The sequence below is a fragment of the bacterium genome, from assembly GCA_026416715.1.
Lineage (GTDB): Bacteria > UBP4 > UBA4092 > JAOAEQ01 > JAOAEQ01 > JAOAEQ01.
In genome coordinates this window covers 21,137-27,865 of the sequence record JAOAEQ010000033.1, presented here as the reverse complement: position 1 = coordinate 27,865, position 6,729 = coordinate 21,137, and the positions used below count along the sequence as shown (strand labels likewise).

Annotated in this window: 5 protein-coding genes; 4 read left to right on the top strand and 1 reads right to left on the bottom strand. The window is 40.1% G+C overall.

The window, feature by feature from the left end:
- The 4 genes from N3A72_11690 to N3A72_11675 form a co-directional block, all read left to right on the top strand.
- Positions 1–1,285: DUF5009 domain-containing protein (locus N3A72_11690; GenBank protein MCX7920239.1), on the top strand; the 1,285-nt coding region annotated here is incomplete at its 5' end.
- A gap of 647 nt (positions 1,286–1,932) precedes the next feature.
- The gene (locus tag N3A72_11685; GenBank protein MCX7920238.1) at positions 1,933–3,273 is read left to right on the top strand and encodes an ATP-binding protein; all 1,341 of its coding nucleotides are present in this window, start codon (positions 1,933–1,935) and stop codon (positions 3,271–3,273) included.
- A gap of 62 nt (positions 3,274–3,335) precedes the next feature.
- Positions 3,336–4,322 (top strand): hypothetical protein, encoded by a 987-nt coding sequence (locus N3A72_11680; GenBank protein MCX7920237.1) that lies wholly within the window; start codon positions 3,336–3,338, stop codon positions 4,320–4,322.
- Positions 4,323–4,339: 17 nt separating this feature from the next.
- Complete coding sequence (locus N3A72_11675; protein ID MCX7920236.1) at positions 4,340–5,749, top strand: sigma-54 dependent transcriptional regulator; 1,410 nt, start codon at positions 4,340–4,342, stop codon at positions 5,747–5,749.
- Here N3A72_11675 and cysK read toward each other — a convergent pair.
- Positions 5,742–6,659, bottom strand: coding sequence for a cysteine synthase A (gene cysK, locus N3A72_11670; GenBank protein MCX7920235.1), 918 nt, complete (start codon positions 6,657–6,659; stop codon positions 5,742–5,744). The two genes, N3A72_11675 and cysK, sit on opposite strands and share 8 nt — an antisense overlap.
- Positions 6,660–6,729 lie beyond the last annotated feature (70 nt).

Genomic DNA, 6,729 nt, shown 5'->3' with positions numbered 1-6,729 from the left:
TCCGGGAATAACTTGGGTAGATTTAGTATTCCCTTTTTTCTTATTTTCAATGGGTGCAGCGATTCCGCTAGCATTGTCTCGCCGAATAGATAACGGGGAGCCGTATTGGAAAATCATCGGGCATATCTTCTGGCGCGGGGCAGTTCTAGCAGCGCTTGCAATTTACCTCGGGAATAGCAGTCCTTGGGCGATGGCTGACCAACCGGGATTAACTCTCTGGCTTCGGAGTTTGCTTGGCTTCTGTTGCTGGCTATTATTTTTAGTCCGATTCGATAGTTTGCGTCTCCCGATTTGGTTTACGAGTCGGAAGTGGGTAAAATATCTACTGCGAATAGTTGGTCTAGTCGGTCTAATTCTATTGATGGCAACGGTTACATTCAAAGATGGCAGCGGATTCAGTAAAGAACGAGATGACATTATTATTCGCATTCTAGCGTTCGGATATACTGCTGGTTCATTGTTCTGGTTAATCACGCGTAACAGTTTATGGGCACGTTGTGCGATTCTGGTCGGCATTTTTGCATTACGATTACATCATTCCGCAAACGGTCTGATTATTTCTACTATAGACCACTGGATTAAACCAATCCACTGGCTATTCGGCGCAACCTGGATTCAAGTCGTATCAGTCATTTTGTTCGGGAGTATTATTGGCGATATGTTATTGAAGTTTAGTAAGCAAAAGGATATTGTTCTCGTTGATCTTGGAATATCGAGATTACCTGCAGTAACTGCGCTGGGAACGTTGTTCGCGATTGTCGTTGGCGGTGTGATATATTTATATACCCGTTGGGTATTAACCGGATTATTATTTACCGCTAGTTGCTGTTTGTTAGTTTATTGTTTATTCAAAAAAACCGAGACTGGAGTTGGAACATTCTTAAAAACCATACTGAATTGGGGGATATTTTTTTTAATCATCGGATATATTATCGAGCCGTATGAAGGAGGAATTAAAAAAGACCCGGCTACCCCGGCATATTATTTTGTTTCCTCAGGAATGGCGATTGCGTTGCTAATCGCATTTTTTATGATTATCGATGTCTACCGAAAAGGCTGGACGGTCGGGTTTTTGCGTGTGGTCGGGAGTAACCCGCTACTTGCATATATTATGGGGGGTGGATTTGTTTATCCGTTATTACATATAACTCATCTGATTAATCCGATAGATGCAGTAGTCGCAAATAATGTTGTTCTGGGAACTATTTGGGCATTTCTATTAACCTTCCTCGTGTGCCTTTCTGTCTATCTATTTACCCGTGCTAAGGTTTTTGTTCGGGTGTAAGGATTCAATAAATTCATTCATAAGTTTAGTCGATTTGAAGGGAATTTCTTCGCTACAGAGTTCACAGAGATTTTTCGAGGTAATGAATTGAACTAATTTTTCTCTAAGTTTCTTTCGTCCGCTGCGATACAAAGAATTAAAATTTTGACAAACCACCACGGATAAAGCTAGGTCGAATGAATTAAGCTAAATTAAGTCATAATTTGTTAATATTATTGTCTGAATTTAATGGTTTACTTGGTTAAAGAAAAAAATCAGATAGATTATTTATAGGAACTGTGCTAAACTGTAAATAGTGCGGGAAAAGGGGTTTATTTTCATAACAATGGGTAGGAGGATTTTGCACTCGAATACAGTTGGTCGAAAGCATAAGGTCTTGATTTACTAAATCCGATATAGTTAAATGGTTTCTATAAACGAGCAGCTTTTGTAAGCAACCAAAAAAGTCTCCTGCCATAGAATGCATTTTCAATCTTTTTCGACCGAGCTTTAGCTCAGAGGTAATAACCATTTAGGGCTATAGGTTTTTTAAGGCTGTTTCCTGATAATCTTCGACTAACGTTTTCTAAAAGAAGCGTTCCAAAAGGGTTAGTCAGGTGCGAACTTTTTCGCCCGAACGAACCTTATTGGTCTGATATAGAAAGTAAATGAAAAATTCGCGATTAATTTTTACAACTGATGATTCGAAATTACCAGCAGAACACGCTTGGATGGTTAATATCGAACGAAAAGCGGTTATCCCATCGAAATGGATATTGCTGGTGACCAGTTATATGCTGGTTGGAATCCAGCTCGGGAGCTTTTATATCCCGCCGTTGATATTTGGTCTTTTGGTGTTATATGGATTTAGTAACTTATTTTATTCCTATATCTATTACTTCCGCCGATATACCCAGCGGGAAATCCTAACTTTAAGCCATTTATCATTAGCAATAGATATCGTTGTCGTTTCGTTGCTTATCTTCTTAACCGGTCGACAGGAAAGCCAAGGAACGCTTCGCAGTGATTTCTATCTGTTATATTTTCTGGTTATCCTACGTGGGATAGTTCTCTTTCCCAATAAAACTATGAGTGTTATCATAAATGTTATCATCAGTTTACTCTACATCTTTATTCTAGTTAGCACGGAACCGAATTTATTATTTCTGACTTCGCACGAGTTCATTTCAAAACTCATTTTAATCTGGGCGGTAATGTTGATTAGCTGGTTTATTTTAGAGATTGTGCGAAGCCAGCGGGAGAAAATTAAATCTGATTTTGAACGGATGCGCGCGATGGAAGCGATAATGCTAAAAACCGAAAAATTGGCTAGCATGGGTGAAATCGCTGCCGGAATTGCGCACGAAATCAATAATCCAGTCGGTATTATTATGGCAAACGCTGATTATCTCATCAAGCATAGTGAACTTTCTCCTGGACAAAAGGAAAGTGTCCAGATAATTCATACCGAAGCGACGCGATGCAAAAAGATAATCAATCAGTTAGTTCAATTAACGTCACCGACTGCAACCAGTGTCGAGCCAGTTGACGTAAATGGGATTATCGGCGATACTATATTGGAGATACAACAACTGCAATGTGAGAAAAATATCCAGATACAAACTCAGTTAGACCCGAACCTCCCGACAATTACCGCTAATCCAAGTCTCATCCAACGGGCGATTTATAACCTGATGCGAAACGCGTGTGAAGCGATGGAAACCACGGGAGGAACGATGCGGATAAAAACTGCGGTGGTAACCACGAATGATTCTGAACCCAAGCACGAAATTGAACTTCAGATTCAAGATACAGGAGTTGGTATTGCGCAGGAAAATTTGAATAGAATTTTTACTCCATTTTTCAGCACTAAACCAGGAAGTTTAGGTTTGGGATTAACCATCATCCATCGAATCATCGAGTGGCATAATGGAACAATCCATATTGAAAGCCAACCGGGTAAGGGAACTACGGTAATTGTTCGATTGCCGATCAAGAGTCAGAAATAAAGATTCAGAGGTAAGGGTCGTTAATACTTGAAAACCTTAAGTTTATTGGTTCAAGGTAATCTATGACAGAGAAACTAATGAGAAAACGAGAATTAGTTTGTCCGCATACGGATTGTATGTATTATTCTGCAGAACAAACTTTGGTAGAAGGAGAATGGATTCTAATCAGTTATTGCTCGAATCCGAATAGCGATTTGATCGATAAAGGCACTTCCTGTCGGTTATATCACGTAAACTGGCAGAAGCAGATTAACAAGAATGGGAATGGACTGACCGAGTCAATTCGAACCAATGACATCGAAAAAGTGCGCCGCCGACGAATTACCCTCACCAAGATGCTCCGCTGGACGGTAAACCAACTTGATAGTGAAGAGCGCGATATTATTTTTGATTTACTGAATGAAATCAAACAACGGGAAGAACAGATTTTACAGGCAAGAACAACAAGCACAACCCCTACGGGAACACCAGTAGTGCCTGAAGAAGAGACCGTAACCCATCCAAAATTGCAAAAATCCGAGCCGGAATTTTATCCTAACGAGGTTCAAGAAGAACAATCTGCTGCAGATGAATTAACCGCATTTTCGTTTATCGAACAATTAGTTGCAAGTCGGCAGCGAGAAAAGGGTTTTGAACCGGTGCAAGAACCACAAGCTGAATCGCCGTCTCTAACACGAGATGTTCATTCTCCGGAAGCAGTGATAGAAAAGTTTATTACATGCTGGAATACGCAAGATTTTGAAACAGAATATAATCTCTTGAGTAAACGACTGCAAACTGTTCCGAAAAATGAGTATATTATAAGCCGACAACACGCGTTTGCTGATGCGATGAAAAATCAGAATAATGGAAATATCCCTAAACAGAAGTTAGTTGAAATAAGTTCTAAAAAAATTGAAGATAATTTTGCGTATATTGAATGTGTGAAAAGTGAACAGTCCGGTCGGTTCGAAAAATTATATCAGCAAACCTATTCGTTGGTGAAAGAAAACGGAGATTGGAAAATAAGTAAAGTGAGAACTTCACCAATACCGAAAATGCGTCGTTAAATTATAAAACATCGCATATGGCTAAAGGGAAAGTTTTAATCGTTGATGACGAACCGAATATGCAACATATCCTTGATACGGTTCTAAAAATGCAGGGATACGAAGTTCGAACTGCTGGAGATGGTTTAACCGCATTACAGATGATGAAAACTGACCCGGCGGATATTATTATCAGTGATATCCGCATGCCGAAGTTGGATGGAATGGAACTGCTCAAGGAAATCAAACGGAATTATCCTGATTCTGAGGTGATTATGATAACCGCGTATGGAACAGTTGAAACTGCGGTACAAGCCATGAAGTTAGGAGCATACGATTATATTTTAAAGCCTTGGGATACCAACGATGAAATTATCCTTCGGGTGGCGAAAGCTCGGGAACGGCAGGAATTAAAAATTCGGAATTGGTATTTAACACAGGAAATTGAACAGAAATATGATTTTGATAATCTCGTTGGGTCAACGCCGGTAATGCAAAAAATATTCGAGCTGATTAAAAAGGTAGCGACAACCGATAGTACGGTGCTGATCACCGGTGAAAGCGGAACAGGTAAAGAAGTCATTGCGAAAGCTATCCATTATCATAGTTTACGAAAAGATAAACCTTTTGTAAGTTTAAATTGTGGCGGTATTCCAGAACATCTACTCGAGAGTGAACTTTTTGGGCACGAAAAAGGGTCATTTACTGGCGCAATAAGTCAAAAGAAGGGATTAATTGAATCCGCAGAAGGCGGGACTTTTTTTCTTGACGAAGTAGCTGAATTGCCGTTATCTCTCCAGGTAAAATTTCTTCGGGTGTTACAGGATAAAGAATTTAAACGGGTTGGTGGATTAGAAAATCTTCGCGCGGATGTCAGACTGATTGCCGCAACGAATAAAGATTTGCAAGAAGCCGTGAGACAAAAGATGTTTCGTGAAGATTTATTTTTTCGGTTAAATGTCATTCCCATCCATCTTCCCCCATTACGCGAACGGAAAGAAGATATTCCGAAACTGATTGACCGATGTTTAACTCGTTTATCCAAAAAATCGAAACGGAAAAAAGAATTGGTTATTACCCCGGCAGCAATGCAGTTATTAATCAACTATTCTTGGCCTGGAAATATTCGCGAATTAGAAAATATCATTGAACAATTATTTACCTTATCCGATTCAGAAAAAATTTTACCGACTGACCTTCCGGCTCAAATTATCGCTGCTAAAACCCCCGAAATGGTTTCGGAAGTCGAATCGTTAATTCAGCAAAAAACATATCAGGAAGCGAAAACTGTTTTCGAACGACACTATTTTAATTCGTTATTAACTCGATATCAGTGGAATATTACAGCAGCAGCAAAAGCTGCGGATATGAGTCGAAGAAATCTCTATCAAAAAATTCGGGATTTAAATTTAGTTCCACCGTGGGAGAAAAAAGAATCCATTAACTAAATTCTGCAACACTTAAGTATCGTTCACCACGATCCGGCAGAATGACGACCACAATTTTTCCCTGTCCTAATTGTTCTGCTATTTTGCTTGCTGCAGCCACCGCGGCTCCGCTCGATATCCCAGCAAGTATCCCTTCTTCGGTAGCCAATCGTTTTGCCATTTGATACGCTTCAGTATCGTTAATACAAACAATTTCATCTATAACCTTTGGATTTAACACTTCTGGAATAAATCCGGCACCTATCCCTTGAATAGTATGCGGTCCAGCTTTTTTACCGGAGAGAACCGCTGACGATGCTGGTTCAACGGCAATGATTTTAATCGCCGGTTTCTTCTTTTTTAAAAATTCGGCTATTCCTGTTAACGTTCCGCCGGTTCCAACGCCGATAACTACCGCGTCAAGGTTACCTTTGAGCGCTTTAAAAATTTCCGGACCGGTAGTTTTCCGATGTATCGCCGGATTCGCTGGATTTTTAAACTGTTGCGGCATAAATGCACCGGGAGTATTCGCGATAATTTCTTCCGCTTTTGCAATCGCACCAAGCATACCGTCTTTTGCCGGAGTGAGAATCACTTCTGCTCCATACAACTTCAGCATTTTTATCCGTTCTTCACTCATTGATTCCGGCATCGTTAAAATGAGCCGATATTTTTTTACCGCAGCAACCAGCGCTAACCCTATGCCGGTGTTTCCGCTCGTCGGTTCAACTATAGTTGAACCCGGTTTAATTAATCCGCGCTTTTCCGCTTCTTCGAGCATTGCTATACAAATTCGGTCTTTCACGCTTCCACCCGGATTCTGGAATTCAAGTTTTGCATAAACTGTCGCCGAATTTGGTCGGAAAAGATGATGTAATTTGACTAACGGTGTATTTCCGATGAGGTCTAAAATATTTTCTGCAATTGCCAACGGCATAAAGATTTTCAGAGATAAGCTAATTTTAATGAATTGGAGGTCGAGGGGTATAAATGTTCGACCT

Coding starts and splice junctions, on each gene's coding strand:
- N3A72_11675 (MCX7920236.1), top strand. CDS start 4,340: ATGGCTAAAGGGAAAGTTTTAATCGTTGATGACGAACCGAATATGCAA.
- N3A72_11685 (MCX7920238.1), top strand. CDS start 1,933: ATGAAAAATTCGCGATTAATTTTTACAACTGATGATTCGAAATTACCA.
- N3A72_11680 (MCX7920237.1), top strand. CDS start 3,336: ATGACAGAGAAACTAATGAGAAAACGAGAATTAGTTTGTCCGCATACG.